Here is a 17,411-nt window from a genome sequence, read left to right as displayed (position 1 = left end):
CATTCCTGACCTTTCCCCGATCCAATGGAGTTGAGCTGTCCATGCGCACGCGCGCGCTCACCGTCGTCGAGACGACCAGGAGGGAGATCTTCCTCCTCGTCTCACGGGCCCTCTCGGCCGGCTACGCCAGGTTTCCCGCAGAACGATTCACCGTTCTCGCCCACCGACTGGCCGTGGCCGACGACGCCTGGCTGGCGAGACTGGCCGACTGGATGACCCGCCACGACTCACTCCGCCGCCTTCGCCTGGCCATCGTCGCCGAACTGGCACACGCCCGCCTTTCGACCGGAACGACCGGCACCAGAAAGACCATCAGCCAGGCCCTGCTACGGGCCGACGAACCCGGCGAACTCCTCACCTACTGGATCCACCGATACGGCCGGGCCATCCCCAAGCCGATCAGGCAGGGCGTTGCGGACGCGACCATCCGCCTCTACGACGAGGCCGCCCTGGCCACGTACGACAGCCCGGGAGCCGCCATGCGCTTCGCCGACGTACTCGGCCTGACCCACCCGGTCCCCGCGAGCGACCAGCAGGCCAAGGTCTTCGGCCACGCGGTCGACCGCCGCCGCAACCTCGTGGAACGCGTCCCGGCAGGCCTGCCCCTGCTACGCGCCCGCCGCTCCCTCCACTGGATCCCCGCCCAACGGCGCGCCACCCTGCTGCAGCGGCCGGAGGCGGCCGAGAGGCTGGCCCTCACCGGCATGTCCTGGCAGACGATCGAGCGCTGGCTACTCGGCGACATGACGGCACCGGCTTGGATCGCGGTCCTACCCTCCATGTCCTACCAGGACCGACTCGCCCACTTGGCTGACTTCGACCGAACGGGCCTGTGCGACGAGGTCGCCCATGCCATAGCGGCCGACCTCGCGGATCCGGCCTCCGTCATCCGGTCTGGAGTGACCCCACTAGAGATCTACGCGGCCATGCGGTCGGTACCGGCATCCCGCTGGTCATCCGCCCTACGCCAAGCTGCCCACCTGTCATTGACCAACGTCCCCGCCCTGCCCGGGCACACCCTCGTACTGATCGACCGATCCGACCCCCGGCCCCACCCACGATCCGAACCCCGATCCGAACCCCGATCCGAACCCCGGTCCAACCCACGACCCGACCCACGATCCGAGCCACGGTCTAACCCGCGACCCGACCCACGGTCCGAACCCCGGTCCGAGCCACGAGCCAACCCACAGTCCGACCCACGATCCGACTCGACGGTCGGCCCTGCCAGTCCGTCGTTCACACACGCTGACGCCGCCGCCGTCTTCGGCGCAGCACTCGCCCTGCGCGCATCGTCGGCCGATCTGGTCGAGTTCGGCACAGTCACCGCCCACGTGCCCCTTCGGGGCCGGTCCCTGCCGGAAACGGTCGATAGTCTCCACCCGATCGGCGGAGTGGCGAGCCCGGCACGTGCCATACGCGACCATCTGAAGGACCACAACCGTGTCGTGATCCTCACGCACCCCGACTCCGCAGCGGAAACCGCCGAGGCCATCACGACCCCGGGCCAAGAACACATCATCACCAACGTCTCCAGCGGCTGGTTCACCGCCATCCCGCTCATCGAGATGGCGCGCATCGCCGCCTGGCCGTTCTAGACGCCGGCAGTAGCTCTGCCCCCAGGCCGTCGATAGGTCTGCCCCCAGGCCGTCGATCTTCACGTTTTCCCTGCGCCTTCCCCCGTGCAAGTTCCGCCTGGCAGCCCTAGCTACCAGGTGGAAAAACTCCCATTGTCACCTATGTCACGCTCGGACTCTTGGCGATTGCCGCCCTATCGGCCGCGCTCAGCGGGGTCAGCGTCGTCAAGCGGGTCGAACGAGGCGTGATCTTCCGTTTCGGAAGAGTCCGCGCCCGGGCGTCCAGCCGGACTCACCCCGCTATCCCTCTGGTGGACCGCCTGAGGAAGGTCAACGTCCAGATCATCACAATGCCGGTGCCCACCCAGGAGGGCATCACCCGCGACAACGTCTCGTCCAGGTGGACGCCGTCGTCTACTTCCGGGTGCAGGCTCCGCTACTTCCGGGCGCAGGCTCCGCTGAAGGGCCACGACCGAGGTGCAGAACTACCTCTCCGCCATCGGTCAGGTAGCGCAGACCTCACTGCGCTCGATCATTGGCAAGAGTGAACTGAACGACCTGCTGTCCACCCGCGAGGAGCTGCGTCCGGGCCTGGAATTCATGATCTACAGCCCGGCGCTCGGCTTCCACCACCCGACAGGCACGCAATCGCCATAAGGAGTTACTCGACTACTCTCTGTTAAGATCGTCGCGCGTCGTAGGCGAAGGGGGCGACCCGTGAGGGTCTGGATAGGGGCGGCTTTGATCGTCATGACGGGATACGGAGCTGCGCTGACCACGCCGGCGGCCTGGGCAAGACCCGCGCCCGCCGAAGACCCCCACCCGCAACTCACCCGCATCGCCGGCACCGAGCCAGGCGACCCGGTCGGCACCCAGTGCGGCAACCTGCCTACCAGCCACGACTCCCCGCTGGAGAACTCTCCCGTGCGGTGCGTCAACGGCTCGGTGAACAGCGGCAACTCAGTCGAGAGCGGCAACCACCTCAGCCTTGGCGGCTCCGTGAACAGTGGCAACTTCGCCAACACGAACGGTGCCGGCGACAGCGGTAACGCATCCAACAGCGATAACCTCGCCAACGGCGGCCAGGAAATCACCGTGAGGCAGGCCGGACGATGATGATCGCGCTATGTATCGCCGCCATGGCCATCGCCCCCATCGGCGTGGGCGACTCAGGGGATTCCCCGAACCGCAACTCCAGCGGGGACACCGCCAATACCGGCAACAGCAGGAACAGCGGAAACCATATCGGCTACAGAGCCGTCAACAGCGGCAACTTCTTGAATACCAATGGTTCCACCAACAGTGGCAACTCCTCCTACAGCTTGAACTACTCCAACGGAACACTGCGCATCACCGTCAACAAATGCCGCCTCAGACGGCACTGCTGACCGGACCACCGAATGCCAGCGCGGTCAGACGCCGGTCCCGCACCGCTATCCAGCACCGCTGACGCAGGCGACGGAACGGTCAGACGTCGGATCTTCACCGTTATCCGGCACCGCAGACGCAGGTAGCGGAGCGGCCAAACGCCGGATCCTCACCGCCATCCAGCGCCGTTGACGCAGGTGACACGTCTCGCTGCCTGGTTCCAAGTACGCCGTTCACTCCGTGAAGAGATGTGAGCCGTGCGGAGATTTGGGGCGCTAAATGCGCTTAAAGAGCCTAACAAAATGACCCGAGGCGCTGGCCCTCTCGCTGTTATCCGGCGCCGTTAACGCAGGTGACACTACTCGCCGCACCGGCGCCAAAAATGATCAGCCTCATTCCGTTAGAGGTTCTTAACAGAGCGACCCGAGGCACCGGCCCTCTCGCTGTTATCCGGCACCGTTAACGCAGGTGACACTACTCGCCGCACCGGCGCCAAGTGTGACCGGCCTAATTCTGTTAGGGGTTCTAAAGGAGTACCGACTGTTCAGGGTTGGGTTCGGGGTCCGGGTTGTTCAGGACGTCTAGAACTGCTTGGCCGTATTTCGCGAGTTTGTTTTCGCCGATGCCGTTTATCTGACCGAGTTCGGCAAGAGAGTTGGGGACGCGGGTGGCTATTTCGCGGAGGGTGGCGTCGTGGAAGATTATGTAGGCGGGGAGGCCCTGTTCCTTGGCGGTGGCGCCGCGCCAGGTCCGGAGGTTCTCGAAGATGGCGAGCGCGGATTCTGAGAGGTCGGAAGCCTGGGGGCGGGCAGCGGTGGATTTGGGGTCGGATTTCGACGAGCGGGAGGGTTTGCGTTCCGGTTCGCGGCGGAGGAGGACCTGGTGGTTGCCGCGCAGGACCTCGGCGCTGGCGTCGGTGAGCACGAGGGTGCCGTAGTCGCCCTCGACGGCGAGAAGGCCCTGGGCCAGGAGTTGGCGGATCACGCCGCGCCATTCGGCTTCGCGGAGTTCGGTGCCGATGCCGAAGACGGTGAGGGAGGCGTGGTCGTGCTGGAGGACCTTGTCGGTCTTGCGGCCGAGGAGGATGTCGACGATCTGGCCGGCGCCGAACTTCTGGCGGCGTTCGCGGTGGAGGCGGAGAACCGTGGAGAGGAGTTTCTGGGCGGGGATGGTGCCGTCCCAGGACTCCGGCGGGTTCTTGCAGGTGTCGCAGTTCCCGCAGGGTGAACTCTTCTGGCCGAAGTAGTCGAGGAGCCGGACCCGCCGGCAGTCGATCGTCTCGCAGAGGGCGAGCATGGCGTCCAGATGAGTGCCCAGACGACGGCGGTGGGTGTCGTCGCCTTCCGAGGTGTCGATCAAGCGGCGTTGCTGGACCACATCCTGCAGGCCGTACGCGAGCCAGGCGGTGGACGGTAGGCCGTCACGACCGGCGCGGCCGGTCTCCTGGTAGTAGCCCTCGACGGATTTGGGCAGGTCGAGGTGGGCCACGAAGCGGACGTCGGGTTTGTCGATGCCCATGCCGAAGGCGATCGTGGCCACCATGACCAGGCCGTCCTCGCGGAGGAATCGCGCCTGGTTGGCGGCCCGAGTCCGGGCGTCCAGACCCGCGTGGTACGGCAGGGCGGGAATGCCGTTCTGGGTCAGGAACTCGGCCATCTTGTCGACGGAGGCCCTGGACAGGCAGTACACGATGCCCGCGTCCCCCGGATGCTCGTTGCGCAGGAGGTCGAGAAGCTGGCGTTTGGGCTCGTTCTTGGGGGCGATCCGGTACTGGATGTTGGGGCGGTCGAAGCTGGCGACGAAGTGGCGCGCGTTCTCCAGGTTCAGCCGGGCTGCGATCTCGGCGTGGGTGGCGGGTGTGGCGGTGGCGGTGAGCGCGACCCGGGGAATGGTGGGCCAGCGTTCGTGGAGGGCGGACAGCGCCAGGTAGTCGGGGCGGAAGTCGTGCCCCCACTGGGCGACGCAGTGCGCCTCGTCGATGGCGAACAGCGAGATCTTGCCGCGTTCGAGGAGACGCAGCGTGGAGTCCACCCGGAGGCGTTCCGGCGCGAGATACAACAGGTCGATCTCACCGGCGACGAAGCAGGCTTCGACCGCCTGGCGCTCGTCGATGCCCTGGGTGGAGTTGAGGAAACCCGCCCGCACGCCGAGTGCGGTCAGCGCGTCCACCTGGTCCTGCATGAGGGCGATGAGGGGTGAGATCACCACGCCCACACCATCCCTGACCAGGGCGGGGATCTGGTAGCACAACGACTTGCCACCGCCGGTCGGCATCAGGACCAGGGCGTCGCCGCCGTCGACGACGTGCTCGATGATCTCCTGTTGCCCCTCCCGGAAGGTGTCGTAGCCGAAGATCTTCCGCAGCACGTGGGTGGCGGCGCTCGCCGTGGCATCCGACGTCTCGACGTCGTCCATCGGCCCGCCCTGGGGGGAAAGCACCCGCCCACCCTACGAGACCGCAACGCCCCCCGGATCCAACCTGTGGATAACCGTCCGGCACCGCAGCGCGACGTGCATCAGACACGGCTTGGCCGGACGACCGGCAGCCGAGCAGGAATACATGGCTTGCAATACATTGCTTGCCATGGAAATATACATGGCAAGCAATGCATACGGGAGGCAGGTAGTCGTGAAGCGCCAGGACTCGATGGGGTACCAGATCAATCACGTGGCTCGCCTGTTCGCGCAGGCGCTGCGGGTCCGGGTCGCCCCCCACGGCGTCGTCCCTGGCCAGTTCGCCCAGCTCCTCGCGCTGTACGAGCAGGAGGGGGTGACGCAGAACCAGCTCTGCGATCAGGTCAAGATCGACCAGTCGACGATGGCCCACACGCTCCAGCGCATGGAGCGCGACGAGCTGATCCAGCGCGTCCCCGACCCGGCAGACCGCCGGCGGGCCTTGATCATGCTCACCGACCGCGCGCGCGAGGTGCAGGACGACCTCGTGAATGCCGCACTGCGGGTGAACGCGGTGGCGATGCGCGGGTTCACCCCGGAACAGGTGGCCGTGTGCCTGGAGCTGGTCACCCGCATGATCGACAACCTTGAGGCCGACGGATCCGAAGAAGAAATCTCTCCGAGAGAGGAAACATGACGCTCAAACGCATCCATCTGATCGCGGCGATCGCCGGATTATCGATGATTCCGACGTTCTGGATCTCCACCGTCACGGTCGAGCTGTTCGGCTCGGACAGCATGATCGCATCGGTGAAACAGGCGATCCCGTGGGGATTCCTCATCCTGATCCCCGCACTGATCACCGCCGGAGCGACCGGATCGTCGATGTCCGGCGCGACCCGCGCCCCGAGAATTCTGGCCAAGAAGCGCCGGATGCGGTTCATCGCCGGAAACGGCCTGCTGATCCTGGTCCCGTGCGCCCTCTACCTGGCGATGCTCGCCTCCCGCGGAGACTTCGGCATCCACTTCTACGCCGTCCAGTCGCTCGAACTGATCGCCGGCGCAGTCAACCTCACACTGATGTCGATCAACGCCCGCGAAGGCCTGCGACTGTCCGGCCGCCGGTCACGCGTTAAGAGCGCCTGACACACCTGCCTCTCGCCGTCATCCGGCACCGTTGACGCAGGTGACCGTACTCTCCGCACCGGCGCCACAGAGACCGTCAGGACGCTCTGGCCAGGGCACAACGATGACCGGCAGCGAAGCCGCGCCGGCCTTGGAGTTCAGGCAAGCCGCAAGGCCGAGGAGCGTCAGGCACCAGCGCCGCATCGATGGGCTGATCAGACCCGGGAGTGGAGCCGGCCACGACCAACCGCAGTTCTCAGCGGAGGAAGGCCGCGGAGACTCCGGCGTCCACCGGGATGTGCAGCCCGGTCGTGTGCGTCAGCTGGGTGAGGAGGTAGACGGCTTGGGCCACATGCTCGGGGAGGACCTCTCGTTTGAGGATGGTGCGCTGGGCGTAGTACTCCCCCAGGCGTTCTTCGGGCACTCCGTACACGGCGGCACGGTTGGCGCCCCAGCCGGAGGCGAAGATGCCGGAGCCGCGGACCACGCCGTCGGGGTTGACGCCGTTGACGCGGATCGCGTGCTCCCCCAGTTCGGCGGCGAGCAGGCGAACCTGGTGGGCCTGGTCGGCTTTGGCGGCTCCGTACGCGAGGTTGTTGGGACCCGCGAAGACGGCGTTCTTGGAGGAGATGTAGATGATGTCCCCGCCCATACCCTGAGAAATCATGACTCGGGCAGTCTCGCGGGAGACCAGGAAGGAGCCCCGGGGCATCACCTGATGCTGGAGGTCCCAGTCGGCCGCCGTGGTGTCGAGCAGGGATCGGGACAGTGACAGCCCGGCGTTGTTGACCACCAGATCGACACCGCCGAACGCCAGCACGGCGGTACGGACAGCCTCGGCGATCTCCTCCTCCGAGGTGACGTCCACCTGTACGGCGATCGCGCTCTCCCCGAGTTCCTGAGCGACCTTCTCCGCCGACGAGAGATCCCGATCGGCGACGACCACACAGGCTCCCTCAGCCGCGAGACGGCGCGCGGTGGCCGCCCCGATGCCGGACCCACCTCCGGTCACGAACGCGACCCTCGTGGCCAGCGGCCGAGGCGGCGGCATCCGCCGCAGTTTGGCCTCTTCGAGGTCCCAGTACTCGATGCGGAACTTCTCCGACTCCTCGATCGGCGCGTACGAGGAGACCGATTCGGCGCCGCGCATGACGTTGATGGCGTTGACGTAGAACTCCCCGGCGACGCGGGCGGTCTGCTTGTCGCGCCCGAAGGAGAACATGCCGACGCCGGGGACGAGGACGATGGCCGGGTCGGCGCCGCGCATCGGCGGCGAGTCGGGGGTGGCGTGACGGTGGTAGTAGGCGGCGTAGTCGTCGCGGTAGGCGGCGTGCAGTTCGCGCAGGCGCGCCGCGACCGTGTCCAGGCCGGCGTCCGGCGGCAGGTCGAGGACCAGGGGCGCGACCTTGGTGCGGAGGAAGTGGTCGGGGCAGGAGGTGCCGAGGGCGGCCAGGCGGGGATGCTCGGCGCGGGACAGGAAGTCGAGCACCCCGGAACTGTCGGTGTAGTGGCCTACCATCGGGGCGTCGGTGCTGGCCAGGCCTCTGACCAGCGGGAACAGGGCGGCGGCGCGTTCGCGTCTGACCGCTTCCGGGAGGGGGTCGAACAGCGTGGGACCGAAGGGCTCCGGCCTGCCGTGCTGGGTCAGGTATGCGCTCGCCGTGTTGATGATCTCCAGGGAGTGGCTCGCGCACGCGTCGGAGGTGTCACCCCAGGCGGTGATGCCGTGCCCGCCGAGGATCACGCCGATCGCGCCGGGGTTGTCGCGGCGCACGGCGGCGATGTCCAGGCCCAGCTGGAAACCGGGCCGCCGCCACGGCACCCAGACCACGCGGTCGCCGAAGATGGCGCGGGTCAGGGCCGGGCCGTCGGCCGCGGTGGCGATGGCGATCCCCGCGTCGGGATGCAGGTGGTCGACGTGGGCGGCGTCGACCAGGCCGTGCATCGCCGTGTCGATGGAGGGCGCCGCGCCGCCCAGGCCGTGCCGGCAGAAGTCGAAGGCGGCGACCATCTCGTCCTCGCGGCCGACCCCGGGATACACGCCGGTCAGGGCCCGCAAACGGTCGAGTCGCAACACGGCCAGCCCGGACTCCGTCAACGTGCCCAGGTCGCCACCCGACCCCTTGACCCACATCAGTTCGACGTCGCTCCCGCTGACCGGGTCCTCCGCCACTCCCTTGGCGGAGGCGTTCCCTCCGGCATAGTTCGTGTTGCGGGGGTCGGCGCCGAGCTCATGGGCCCGTCGCAGCAGCTCACCGACGACTGGATTCATCACATCTCCTCAAATGACCATCAAACGAAGACGCCGCGCGCGTCAGAACACCCGGCGGGCGATCCTGATCCATGATCGATTCCCCCTGGGTCGCGGCCGGATGAGCGGCACCGACGACCACTCATCCGGGCGCGAGGACTCAGGCCCCCCAGCCCGCCTGGGCGCCGCCCACCCGCTCCGCGACGATCTTCGCGCCGTACCCGGACGCCGCGTACGCGCCCATCGGATCGGGGTGGAGCGACATCTCCTCCCGGAGTTCGGCCAGGAGCGGGCGGACGTCGGTGTTGTACGCGTCCATGAGCACGGCGTTCGCGCCCAGGACGTCCCCGGCGGACTGGGCCGCGGCGAGCGCGGCGCGATCGACCAGGAGAGCCTTGGCGGTCGCCTCCTGGACGTTCATGACCGAGCGGATCTGGCCGGGGATCTTGGGTTCGATGTTGTGGCACTGGTCGAGCATGAAAGCCACGTCGGCGCTGTAACCGCCGCCGCGCACCACCTCGTACATGATGCGGAAGAGCTGGAAGGGGTCGGCGGCGCCCACCATCAGGTCGTCGTCGGCGTAGAAGCGCGAGTTGAAGTCGAATCCGCCGAGCTTCCCCTCGCGGAGCAGGAAGGCCACGATGAACTCGATGTTGGTGCCGGGCGCGTGGTGGCCGGTGTCCACCACGACCTGCGCCTTCGGGCCGAGACGCAGGCAGTGCGCGTAGGCGGTGCCCCAGTCGGGCACGTCGGTGGCGTAGAAGGCCGGTTCGAAGAGCTTGTACTCGAGCAGGAACCGCTGGGACGGCCCCAGCCGGGCGTAGACCTCGTCGAGGGCTTCGGCCAGGCGGTCCTGGCGGGCGCGGATGTCGTCCTGGCCGGGGTAGTTGATGCCGTCGGAGAACCAGAGCTTGAGCGTGTCGGAGCCGGTCTCGTCCATGATGTCCACACACTCGAGCAGGTGGCCGATGGCTTTGCGGCGGACCCGGGCGTCGGGGTGGGTGACGCTGCCGAGCATGTAGTCGTCGTCCTGGAAGACGTTGGAGTTGATCGCGCCGATGCCCACGCCGGCCTCGCGGGCGTGCCGGGCCAGGTCGGCGTAGTCGTCGACGCGGTCCCACGGGATGTGCAGCGCGACCGTGGGGGCGACGCCCGTGAACAGGTGCACCTGCGCGGCGTCGGCGATCTTCTCGTACGGATCGCGCGGCACTCCCTGCTGGGCGAACACCTTGAACCGCGTGCCCGAGTTCCCGTACGCCCAGGACGGCGTCTCGATGTGCTGCGCTCGCAGGAGAGCCTTGATATCCACAGTCGTCCCCGATTCAGTCAAGGTGGAACACCTCGGTCAGTGGTCGCATGCCCTCGTCGGGCCGCCCGTCGAGTGACTCGAAGAACGGCGCCATCTCGGCCTGCCAGCGGGCGTTGACCTCGGTGGCCGCCATCCCCGCGCGGGCCCCCGCGAAGTCGTCGGTCTCCAGGTAGCCCACCAGCAGGCCGTCCTCGCGGAGGAAGAGCGAATAGTTGCGCCACCCGGTCGCGCGGAGCGCGTCGAGCATGCCGGGCCACACGGCCGCGTGGCGCTCGCGGTATTCGGCCAGCCGCTCAGGCCGTACTTTCAGCAGGAAGCAGACGCGTTCCATGGGTCCTCCAGGTGCCTGAGCAACCAGCGCGAAACTTCAGAAACGCGTCAGAAGTCGAAGTCGTCGATGTTGTCCTTGGTGAACACCGTGGGCTTGCCGAGCAGGATCTCGCCGCCGGCGCCGATCGTGTACTCGCCGAGCTTCCCGGCCTTGAACTTCTCGCCCTCGGCGCCGCTGATCTGCCCGGACGCGAGCGCGGCGGCCGCGTACGAGGCGAGGTAGCCGAGGTCGCCGGGGCTCCACAGCTCGAAGCCGTCGATGGTGCCGTCCTTGACGAACTTGCGCAGCTGGTTGGGCGTGCCGAGGCCGGTCAGCTTGACCTTGCCGCGGTACTTGGAGTCGGACAGGTAGCGCGCGGCGGCGGCGATGCCGACGGTGGTCGGGGAGATGATGCCGGCCAGGTCGGGGTAGGCGCGGAGCAGGCCCTGCGTCTCGGTGAAGGACTTCTGGTCCTCGTCGTTGCCGTAGGCGACCTTGACCAGCTCCATGTCCTTGTACTCGGGCTTGGTGAGCTCGTCCTTCATGAACTCGATCCAGGTGTTCTGGTTGGTCGCGTTCGGGGTCGCCGACAGGATGGCGATCTTGCCCTTGTGGCCGATCTGCTCGGCGAGCAGCTGGACCTCGGTGCGGCCGAGGTCCTCGGCGCTGGCCTGGTTGACGAACAGGTCGCGGCCTTCCGGCGCGGTGTCGGAGTCGTAGCTGACGACCTTGATCCCGGCGTCCCTGGCCTGCTTGAGGGCGGGTACGACGGCGTTGGGGTCGTTGGCGGAGATGACGATGGCGTCCTGTTTCTGCTGGATCAGGGTGTTGATGTAGGAGACCTGGGAGGAGGCGCTGGCCTCGGACGGGCCGACTTCCTTGCCCTCGCCGCCGAACTCCTTGGCGGCGTCGATGCCGCCGCCGTTGGCGATGGTGAAATACGGGTTGTTGACCTGCTTGGGCAGGAAAGCGATCTTCAATCCCGGTTTGATGGGAGCATTCGGGTCGGCGGCGGCCGAAGAGGCGGGCGCGGCGGCCGAGGCGGACGCCTGCTGGGCCACGTCCTCCCTGGTGGTTCCGCCGCAGGCGGTGGCGAGCAGGGCTAGACCGGCTACGAGCGCCATGGGACGCCACACCGTACGCGTAGTCATGATGCCGATTTCCCTTCGAGTGGTGGAGAGGAACGCCGCCGCCAGACCGCCCCGAGATTCGGCGCCAGCACAGACGCGACGAGCAGCAGGCCCGTCACGAAATTGAGGACTTCGTTGGCCACGTCGGCGAGGATGAGCGCGTTGCGCACGACGCCGAGCAGCAGGACCGCCATCAGCACCCCGGGGAGGGTGCCGCGCCCTCCGAAGATGGACACGCCGCCGAGCAGGACGGCCGCGATCACGGCCAGTTCCAGGCCCGAGCCGTTGTCGGCGCGGGCGGAGGCGTACCGGAATGTGAAGATCAGGGAGGCGAGGGCGGCCATCGCGCCGGAGGCCACGAACAGCCAGAAACGGATGCGTTTGACCCGGATTCCGGAGAAGAACGCGGCCTCCTCGTTGGAGCCGAGCGCGACGATGGCCCGGCCGAGCGAGGTGAAGTGCAGGATCGCCGTGAACCCGGCGGCCAGCAGGGCGACCAGCAGCGTCATCACCGGGATGGGACCGAGGGTGGCGGAGGCCAGGCCGGTGTACGCGGGCGGGAGGTCGGCCACGGCCTGGTCGCCGAGGATCACGTACGCGAGGCCGCGGTAGAGGGCGAAGGTGCCGATGGTGACGGCCAGGGACGGCAGCCCCAGCCTGGTCACCAGGTAGCCGTTGAGCGCCCCGCACAGCGCCCCCGCGACCAGGCAGATCGGCATGATCGCCTCGATCGGCAGCCCGGCGTTCCAGAGCCAGCCGAGAACCGCGCAGGACAGGCCGAGCGTGGAGGCCACCGACAGGTCGATCTCGGCGGCCACGATGACCAGCGTCATGGTCAGCGCCATCAACGCGATCTCGGTCACGTCCAGCAGCAGGAAGGAGACGTTGGAGCTGTTGGCGAAGCCGTCCACGCCGAGCGAGGCCCAGGTCGTCACCGCGACGAGCAGGATGAGGATCAGGCCCTCCCAGCGGTGGAACAGGCCTGTCCCGGGGCGCGAAGCGTCAGCGGGCATCGCGGTACCTCCTTCGGCGCAGTGCCGCGGCGACGCGCAGCGCGAGCAGCCGGTCCAGAACGATGGCGGCGATGATGAGCGCGCCGTTGATGGCGGTCTGGGCGAGCGCGTCCACCCGCAGGACGGCCAAGGCGCTGCTGATCCCGGTGAGCAGCAGCGCGCCGAGGGCCGCGCCGTAGACCGTGCCGCTGCCGCCGAAGATGGCCACGCCGCCGACCACGACGGCGGCGATGACGTCGAGTTCCTTGCCGGTGGCGGCGGCCGCGTCGACCGTGCCGAACCTGGCCGCCCACATGGCTCCGGCGAGCCCGGCCAGCGCCCCGCTCGCGACGAAGGCGGTGATCACGCGCTTCCGCACCGGAATTCCGGCCAGGACGGCCGCCGCCGGGTTGGACCCGATCGCGTACAGCTCGCGGCCGGAGCGGAGATTGCGCAGCATCCATCCGACGGCCAGCAGCACCACGACCGCGGCCAGCACGAGCAGCGGGATCCCGAGGAGCGATCCGGAGCCGAGGGAGAGGAAGGATTCGGGCATGTCCGCCGCGTTGACCTGGCGTCCGCCGGCCCAGGCGTAGTCGATGCCGCGGAAGGCGTACAGGGTGCCGAGGGTGGCGACCAGGGCGGGGACGCCGGCGGCCCCGACGAGCAGGCCGTTGAGGGCGCCGCAGAGCGCGCCGAGCAGCACGCATCCGGCGACCACGACGGCGATCGGCACCCCGGGCTGGTCGGCGAGGATCAGCGCGCCGCCGAACGCGGACAGGCCGACCACCGAGCTGACCGACAGGTCCACGTTCCTGGTGATCACGACGAGGGTCTGGCCGACGGCCAGCGTGGCGATGATCGCGGAGTTGAGCAGGATGTCGCGCAGGCTGTCCAGGCTGAGGAACTCGGGGTTGACGGCTCCGGTGATCCCGAACAGCACGGCCAGCGCGGCCACGATGCCCAGTTCCCGCACCCGGCCCACCCGGTCGACGAGCCCGCGGCCGCCGGTCCGGAGCGAGACCTCCGGTCGATTCGCGGTGGTGGTCACGCCCCTCCTCCTGCCGGCCTGCCGGTCGCCGCCGCCATGACCGTCTCCTCCGTCGCGTCCTCGCGGGGGATCTCCGCGACCAGCCGGCCTTCGTGCATGACCAGCACCCGGTCGGCCATGCCGAGCACCTCCGGCAGCTCGGAGGAGATCATCAGCACCGCGATGCCGCCGACGGCCAGCTCGGACAGCAGGCGGTGCACCTCGGCCTTCGTTCCGACGTCGATCCCCCGCGTGGGCTCGTCCACGATCAGTACGGCCGGCTTCCTGGCCAGCCACTTCGCCAGTACGACCTTCTGCTGGTTGCCCCCGGAGAGCACGTCCACCGCGTCGGAGAGGCTGCGGTGCTTGAGCTGGAGCCGCTGCGCCCAGTCGGCGGCGCGCACCCGTTCGGCGACGCGGGAGATGAGCGGCCCGCGCCGGACCTCGCCGAGGCCGGCCAGGGCGATGTTGCGCTCGATGGACAACTCCATGACGAGGCCCTGCTGCCGCCGGTCCTCGGGGACCAGGGCCAGGCCGAGGTCCATGGCGGCGGACGGGCTGCCGGGCTTCAGGCGGCGTCCGGCGACCTCGACCGAGCCGGCGTCCCAGCGGTCGACGCCGAAGACGGCGCGGGCGACCTCGCTGCGGCCCGCGCCGACCAGGCCGGCCAGGGCGACGATCTCGCCGCGCCTGACCTCGAAGGAGACGTCGGTGAAGACGCCCTCGCGGGTCAGCCGCCGTACCTGGAGGGCCACCTCGCCGAAGGCGGCGTCCTGTTTGGGGAACAGCGCGTCGAGGTCCCGGCCGACCATGCGGCGGACCAGGTCGTCGGGGGTGATGGCGGAGATGAGGTCGCTCGCGACGTACCCGCCGTCCCGGAGGGTGGTCACCCGCCTGCAGAGGTCGAAGATCTCGTCGAGCCGGTGCGAGATGAACAGGATGGCGCAGCCCTGCTCGCGGAGCGAGCGGGCGACCCCGAACAGGCGGGCCACCTCGTTGCCGGACAGGGCGGCGGTCGGCTCGTCCATGATCAGCACGCGGGCGGCCCGGGACAGGGCCTTGGCGATCTCGACCAGCTGCTGGTCGGCGATGGACAGGCCGCGCGCGGGCCGGTCGGGGTCGAGCGGGACGCCGAGCCGGTCGAACAGGGCGACGGCCTGGGCGCGCATGGCCCGCCGGTCGATCCTGCCGAGCGTGCCGCGCGGCTGGCTGCCCATGAAGATGTTCTCGGCCACCGATAGGTCGGGGAAAAGCGTCGGCTCCTGGTAGATCACCGCGACTCCGGCGGCCTGCGCGTCGGCGGGGCCGTGGAACTCCACCGGCTCGCCGTCGAGCAGGATCTGGCCCGCGTCCGGCCGGTGCACCCCGGAGAGTATCTTGACCAAGGTGGACTTGCCCGCGCCGTTCTCCCCCGCCAGCGCGTGCGCCTCCCCGGCGGCCAGCTCCAGGGAGACCTCGCGCAGCGCGCGTACCGCGCCGAAGGACTTGCTGACCCCTCGGAGCGCCAGTACGGGCGGCGTGTCGGCCATGCCCCCTCCTGACTTAGAAAAACGTTTCAAAGTTGTGGAGGAGAGTAGGTCAGTGTTTCTGGACCGTCAATAGCTGGTTAAGGTGCGATTTCTCGTTGGCATGCACCCCACCATGGGGTCTTCTTGCCGGAACCACGGTTGTTACGTTTTAATCAAGCCTTATGCATAGCCCCGTGGGCATCAGGGACGTCGCCGAGCGCGCAGGCGTGTCACCCGGCACGGTGTCGAACGTGCTCAACCGGCCGGAGAAGGTGTCCGCGGCGACCCGGGCCAAGGTCGAGGAGGCGGTGCGGGAACTCGGCTTCGTCCGGCACGGCTCCGCCTCGACCCTGCGGGCCGGGCACAGCAAGACCATCGGGCTGTCCGTGATCGACATCGGCAACCCCTTCTTCACCGACGTCACGGCCGGGGTCGAGGAGGTCGCCAGCGAACTCGGGTACGCGGTGATCCTCAGCAACTCCGCGGGGTCCCGGACGAAGGAGGAGCGCAACCTGCTCGTCCTGGCCGAGCAGCGGGTCCGCGGCGTGCTGATCACCCCGTCGGACGAGGACCCGACCCGGCTGGACCGGCTGCGCGACCGGGGCATCCGCGTGGTCCTGGTGGACCATCCCGCGCACCGCGCCGACCAGTGCTCAGTCGCGGTCAACGACATCGTGGGCGGCACGACGGCCGTCAGCCACCTGCTCTCCGGCGGCGCGGAGTCCATCGCGTACGTCACGGGGCCGCTCACCATCCGCCAGTGCATCGACCGCCGGGTGGGCGCCGAGCGCGCGCTGGGCGGGGCGCCGCTGCGGGTGATCGAGATGGCCGCGATGACGCCCAGGGCCGGCCAGCAGGCGGCGGCCAAGATGATCGCCGAGGGCGACCTGCCGGACGCGATCTTCTGCGCGAACGATTTACTCGCGTTGGGCATGCTGCGCGGGCTGACGCACGCGGGCGTCCGGGTGCCGGACGACGTGGCGCTGATCGGCTACGACGACATCGACTTCGCGGCGGCCTCCGCGGTGTCGCTGAGCTCGATCCGCCAGCCGACGCACCAGCTGGGCCGGGTGGCCACCGAATTACTTCTGGACGAATGCGACCACCCCGACACGCACGCCCATCAGCAGATCATGTTCCAGCCCGAGCTGGTGATCCGGGAGTCCACCCGGTGAGCAGGTTCGCGGCCATCGACCTGGGTGCGTCCAGCGGGCGCGTCATGACCGGGGAGCTGAGCGGCGGCGGCCTGACCCTGACCGAGGCCCACCGTTTCCCGAACGGCCCGGTCCGCGTGCGCGGCACCCTGCACTGGGACATCCTCGGCCTCTACCGCGAGATCCTGTACGGCCTGCGCGCCGCCGGCCCCGCCGCGTCCATCGGCATCGACTCCTGGGCCATCGACTACGGCCTGATCGACGCTCGTGGCTCTCTGATCGGCAACCCGGTGCACTACCGGGACGCGCGGACGGACGGCGTCATGGACCGGACCCTCGCCAGGGTCTCCCCCGCCGACATGTACGACATTTCAGGATTGCAGTTTCTGCCGTTCAACACCGTCTACCAGTTGCTGTCGGAGCGGCGGCTGGAGGACGCGGAGACGATGCTTCTCATCCCCGACCTGCTCACGTACTGGCTCACCGGGGAGATCGGGGCCGAACTCACCAACGCCTCCACCACCGGGCTTCTGGACGTCAGAACCCAGACCTGGGCATACCCGCTCATCGAGCGGCTCGGACTGCCCGCCAGGCTCTTTCCCCCGCTGCGCGCAGCGGGCGGTCCAGTTCCGCCTCCGCCTGCACCAGGCGGTCCGGTTCCCCCTCCGCCTGCTGCAGGCGTTCCTTTTTCCCCTCTGCGTGTACCAGGCGGTCCGGTTCCGCCTCTGCGCGCACCCGGTGGTCCGGCTGGAACGGGCACGGAGATCGGCTGGGCGGGCACGTCGGCGGCCTCCACGCTGACCGATTGGTCCGGCAAGCTGACGGCCGATGTGGCTGAGGAGATCGGCTGGGCGGGCAGGGTGGCTGCGGTGGCCTCGCACGACACCGCGTCCGCCGTGGCCGCGGTGCCGGCCGCGAATCCGGATTTCGCGTATATCTCCTGCGGTACCTGGTCGCTGGCGGGGGTGGAACTGTCAGCGCCCGTGCTGACGGCGGAGAGCCGGGAGGCCGGGTTCACGAACGAGGCCGGGATCGACGGCACGGTCCGGTACCTGCGGAACGTCATGGGGTTGTGGCTGCTCCAAGAATCCCTGCGCGCATGGGGCGACCCGGCGCTGGGCCCGCTGCTCGCCGCCGCCGAGCAAGCCCAGCCGTTCGCCGCCATTGTCGACCCCGATACGCCGATATTTCTCCCGCCGGGGGACATTCCCGCGCGAATCGCGGCCGAATGCCGCCGTACCGGCCAGGAGCCGCCGAGCGATC

The 17,411-nt window shown here is 68.7% G+C and carries 17 protein-coding genes; 9 read left to right on the top strand and 8 right to left on the bottom strand.

The annotated features are described in order from the left end of the window. Positions 1-41: 41 nt before the first annotated feature. From Aph01nite_RS05840 to Aph01nite_RS05820, 5 genes are all read left to right on the top strand, one after another. Positions 42-1,598: a procyclic acidic repetitive family protein gene (locus Aph01nite_RS05840; RefSeq protein WP_204039707.1), complete on the top strand. Its 1,557-nt coding sequence runs from the start codon at positions 42-44 to the stop codon at positions 1,596-1,598. 224 nt (positions 1,599-1,822) lie between these two features. Then, positions 1,823-2,125: a hypothetical protein gene (locus tag Aph01nite_RS42555; protein ID WP_373872264.1), complete on the top strand. Its 303-nt coding sequence runs from the start codon at positions 1,823-1,825 to the stop codon at positions 2,123-2,125. Further along, positions 2,055-2,234, top strand: coding sequence for a hypothetical protein (locus Aph01nite_RS05830; RefSeq protein WP_204039863.1), 180 nt, complete (start codon positions 2,055-2,057; stop codon positions 2,232-2,234). Before Aph01nite_RS42555 ends, Aph01nite_RS05830 begins: the two co-directional genes overlap by 71 nt. Before the next feature lie 84 nt (positions 2,235-2,318). Beyond that, positions 2,319-2,693: a hypothetical protein gene (locus tag Aph01nite_RS05825; protein WP_204039705.1), complete on the top strand. Its 375-nt coding sequence runs from the start codon at positions 2,319-2,321 to the stop codon at positions 2,691-2,693. Beyond that, the gene (locus Aph01nite_RS05820; RefSeq protein WP_204039704.1) at positions 2,690-2,965 is read left to right on the top strand and encodes a hypothetical protein; all 276 of its coding nucleotides are present in this window, start codon (positions 2,690-2,692) and stop codon (positions 2,963-2,965) included. The genes Aph01nite_RS05825 and Aph01nite_RS05820 overlap by 4 nt, the downstream gene beginning before the upstream one ends. A 505-nt stretch (positions 2,966-3,470) precedes the next feature. Here Aph01nite_RS05820 and recQ read toward each other — a convergent pair. Next, the gene (gene recQ / locus Aph01nite_RS05815) at positions 3,471-5,360 is read right to left on the bottom strand and encodes a DNA helicase RecQ (protein WP_204039703.1); all 1,890 of its coding nucleotides are present in this window, start codon (positions 5,358-5,360) and stop codon (positions 3,471-3,473) included. 214 nt (positions 5,361-5,574) lie between these two features. Between recQ and Aph01nite_RS05810 the strand changes: the two genes are divergently transcribed. Next, on the top strand, positions 5,575-6,036 hold the full coding sequence (locus tag Aph01nite_RS05810; protein ID WP_239161419.1) for a MarR family winged helix-turn-helix transcriptional regulator: 462 nt from the start codon (positions 5,575-5,577) through the stop codon (positions 6,034-6,036). After that, positions 6,033-6,485 (top strand): hypothetical protein, encoded by a 453-nt coding sequence (locus Aph01nite_RS05805; RefSeq protein WP_204039702.1) that lies wholly within the window; start codon positions 6,033-6,035, stop codon positions 6,483-6,485. The genes Aph01nite_RS05810 and Aph01nite_RS05805 overlap by 4 nt, the downstream gene beginning before the upstream one ends. Positions 6,486-6,720: 235 nt before the next feature. Here the strand turns inward: Aph01nite_RS05805 and Aph01nite_RS05800 are convergent, their stop codons facing one another. The 7 genes from Aph01nite_RS05800 to Aph01nite_RS05770 all read right to left on the bottom strand — a co-directional run bounded on the left by Aph01nite_RS05800 (position 6,721) and on the right by Aph01nite_RS05770 (position 15,015). After that, positions 6,721-8,736: a bifunctional aldolase/short-chain dehydrogenase gene (locus Aph01nite_RS05800; protein ID WP_204039701.1), complete on the bottom strand. Its 2,016-nt coding sequence runs from the start codon at positions 8,734-8,736 to the stop codon at positions 6,721-6,723. 139 nt (positions 8,737-8,875) lie between these two features. Then, positions 8,876-10,024, bottom strand: coding sequence for an L-rhamnose isomerase (gene rhaI / locus Aph01nite_RS05795; RefSeq protein WP_239161418.1), 1,149 nt, complete (start codon positions 10,022-10,024; stop codon positions 8,876-8,878). A gap of 13 nt (positions 10,025-10,037) precedes the next feature. Beyond that, positions 10,038-10,355, bottom strand: a complete 318-nt coding sequence (locus Aph01nite_RS05790; protein ID WP_204039699.1) for an L-rhamnose mutarotase — start codon at positions 10,353-10,355, stop codon at positions 10,038-10,040. A 47-nt stretch (positions 10,356-10,402) separates the two neighbouring features. Next, the gene (rhaS, locus tag Aph01nite_RS05785; protein WP_204039698.1) at positions 10,403-11,485 is read right to left on the bottom strand and encodes a rhamnose ABC transporter substrate-binding protein; all 1,083 of its coding nucleotides are present in this window, start codon (positions 11,483-11,485) and stop codon (positions 10,403-10,405) included. Further along, positions 11,482-12,477, bottom strand: a complete 996-nt coding sequence (locus Aph01nite_RS05780) for an ABC transporter permease (RefSeq protein WP_204039697.1) — start codon at positions 12,475-12,477, stop codon at positions 11,482-11,484. Before Aph01nite_RS05780 ends, rhaS begins: the two co-directional genes overlap by 4 nt. Further along, positions 12,467-13,507 carry an ABC transporter permease gene (locus tag Aph01nite_RS05775; protein ID WP_239161417.1) on the bottom strand — a complete coding sequence of 347 codons (1,041 nt, stop codon included), beginning with the start codon at positions 13,505-13,507 and terminating at the stop codon, positions 12,467-12,469. Before Aph01nite_RS05775 ends, Aph01nite_RS05780 begins: the two co-directional genes overlap by 11 nt. Continuing rightward, on the bottom strand, positions 13,504-15,015 hold the full coding sequence (locus Aph01nite_RS05770) for a sugar ABC transporter ATP-binding protein (protein ID WP_204039696.1): 1,512 nt from the start codon (positions 15,013-15,015) through the stop codon (positions 13,504-13,506). Before Aph01nite_RS05770 ends, Aph01nite_RS05775 begins: the two co-directional genes overlap by 4 nt. Before the next feature lie 173 nt (positions 15,016-15,188). Here Aph01nite_RS05770 and Aph01nite_RS05765 point away from each other — a divergent pair, with 173 nt between their 5' ends. Then, positions 15,189-16,169 carry a LacI family DNA-binding transcriptional regulator gene (locus Aph01nite_RS05765; RefSeq protein ID WP_307836761.1) on the top strand — a complete coding sequence of 327 codons (981 nt, stop codon included), beginning with the start codon at positions 15,189-15,191 and terminating at the stop codon, positions 16,167-16,169. Positions 16,170-16,213: 44 nt separating this feature from the next. After that, positions 16,214-17,411: rhamnulokinase (locus tag Aph01nite_RS41160; RefSeq protein WP_239161432.1), on the top strand; the 1,198-nt coding region annotated here is incomplete at its 3' end.

The sequence above is a fragment of the Acrocarpospora phusangensis genome, from assembly GCF_016862995.1.
In the GTDB taxonomy this organism is placed as follows: Bacteria; Actinomycetota; Actinomycetes; order Streptosporangiales; family Streptosporangiaceae; genus Acrocarpospora; species Acrocarpospora phusangensis.
The sequence above is the reverse complement of the archived record's forward strand: the minus strand, read 5'-3'. Positions and strand labels throughout refer to the sequence as shown.